General features: G+C 32.1%; 3 protein-coding genes. All 3 read left to right on the forward strand.

Translation table 11 applies throughout. From position 1 onward, the window contains the following. Window positions 1-714: IS3 family transposase (locus tag A9G25_RS07500; RefSeq protein ID WP_065626405.1), on the forward strand; the 714-nt coding region annotated here is incomplete at its 5' end. 127 nt (window positions 715-841) lie between these two features. Then, window positions 842-1,345, forward strand: a complete 504-nt coding sequence (locus A9G25_RS07505; protein ID WP_065626310.1) for a hypothetical protein — start codon at window positions 842-844, stop codon at window positions 1,343-1,345. A 124-nt stretch (window positions 1,346-1,469) separates the two neighbouring features. Then, window positions 1,470-1,604 carry a hypothetical protein gene (locus A9G25_RS13190; RefSeq protein WP_255307100.1) on the forward strand — a complete coding sequence of 45 codons (135 nt, stop codon included), beginning with the start codon at window positions 1,470-1,472 and terminating at the stop codon, window positions 1,602-1,604. Window positions 1,605-1,655: the final 51 nt, after the last annotated feature.

Here is a 1,655-nt window from a genome sequence, read left to right on the forward strand (position 1 = left end):
AAAGCCCGTTTGGGTGCGCCAAGCCTGCTTCATGATGCAAGAGAAGCAGGCTATCAAGTTTCAGAAAGGACAATTAGCCGTGTTTTGCAACAATTGGGATTACGGAGTAAAGCAGCACGTAAATTCAAGCATAAAACAGACAAGGCTCATCACAATATTGCGCCCAACACGTTAGATAGGCAATTTAATCCTGATAAGCCTAATAAAACATGGGTAACCGATATTACTTATATTAAAACGGGTGAAGGTTGGTTATATTTGTCGGTGATTATCGATTTATATGGACGAAAAGTGATTGCTAGGCAAACCAGTCGCTACATAGACCGCCATTTAGTGTGTAATACATTAAAACAAGCTTTATTTCGGCGTCACTTTCCTAAAAATGTACTCATTCATAGTGACCAAGGAAGCCAATATTGCAGTGCTGATTTCAAGCAATTATTGTTACAATATGGGCTAAGGCAAAGCATGAGTCGAAGAGGCAACTGCTTTGATAATGCGGTTGTTGAGAGTTTTTTTCATACACTCAAAACACATATTATTCATGACTGTTACTACAAAACGAGGAAGCAGGCTAATAAAGCACTATTTGAATATATTGAAATCTATTATAATCGGATACGCCGTCATTCAGCCAATGGCTGGGTATCACCTGAACAATATGAACAACAATATTACCAAAACGAAAAAATGATAGAGGCGGGCACTGTCTAATATTTTGGCGAGGATCATCTCCTGAAAGATCATCAAGTAATCCTCACGGAGGAAGTGCTTGGAAATTATTTGATAAAGCAGGGAATAGAAAGGGTACTTTAAATGAAAACGGAGTATATTTAAGACCATGATAGATAAAAACTTTATAGATTTTTTGTTGTCTACAAATTTAGATGATAATGATTTTTTGAAAAAATATTATTTGAATATTCATGTTTCTTACTTTGATCATTTTTTGGATGAAGATGAATATTATAATACTGAATTAATCGCATATGTTGATGCAATTAAGGATCCAAAAAAATTAAATCTATTTAATTCCATTGAACAAAAGTTTGTAAATTTCTATAAAAAATTATACGAATTATCTAATAAAAAAGTGAGTTTATATAATGATGAAGGTAAAATTGCTCCAATTGATTCATATAATAAATTTAACCATTATATCCTTGATGCTATGAAAGAAAAAACTCTATGCACAATAGTTTTTCCATCATTAGAGTTATTTACATTAACTGGTTTTGATTTGACTCATTCTTTTTTTATATTAAAGCATGATTGTGAACAGGAGTTTATTTTAGAGAGAAAAATAGAAGCTATAGCAAATTCTATTGGATTACATGTTATTTAATGATCCCATTCTATATTTTTTATTTTTAGACCCTATAAATAAATTTGTGTATTTGCTGATTTTTAAACTACTCTATTGAGTAAAAAAGAGGTAAATACAAATCGACGAAAAAAGACTAAGAGAAATGGCAGCCGAGCTTGCCAAAGGAATAAAAAACCAAGAAGATTTAGGTAAATTAACTGGTTTTATGAATAAACTGGTGAGTGAAACGGCCTTAAATACTGAAATGGCCGAACATCTTGAACATGAAAAAAAATAAGAAGAAGCATGGCAGTAATAGCCACAATGGTTATAGCGGTTATAGCAAAAA

Origin of the sequence: Gilliamella sp. Bif1-4 (assembly GCF_001690535.1) — a bacterium.
In the GTDB taxonomy this organism is placed as follows: Bacteria; Pseudomonadota; Gammaproteobacteria; order Enterobacterales; family Orbaceae; genus Gilliamella; species Gilliamella bombi.

Bases quoted from the DNA above. Each gene is read 5' to 3' on its own strand.
- A9G25_RS07505 (WP_065626310.1), top strand. From the start codon at position 842: ATGATAGATAAAAACTTTATAGATTTTTTGTTGTCTACAAATTTAGAT.
- A9G25_RS13190 (WP_255307100.1), top strand. From the start codon at position 1,470: ATGGCAGCCGAGCTTGCCAAAGGAATAAAAAACCAAGAAGATTTAGGT.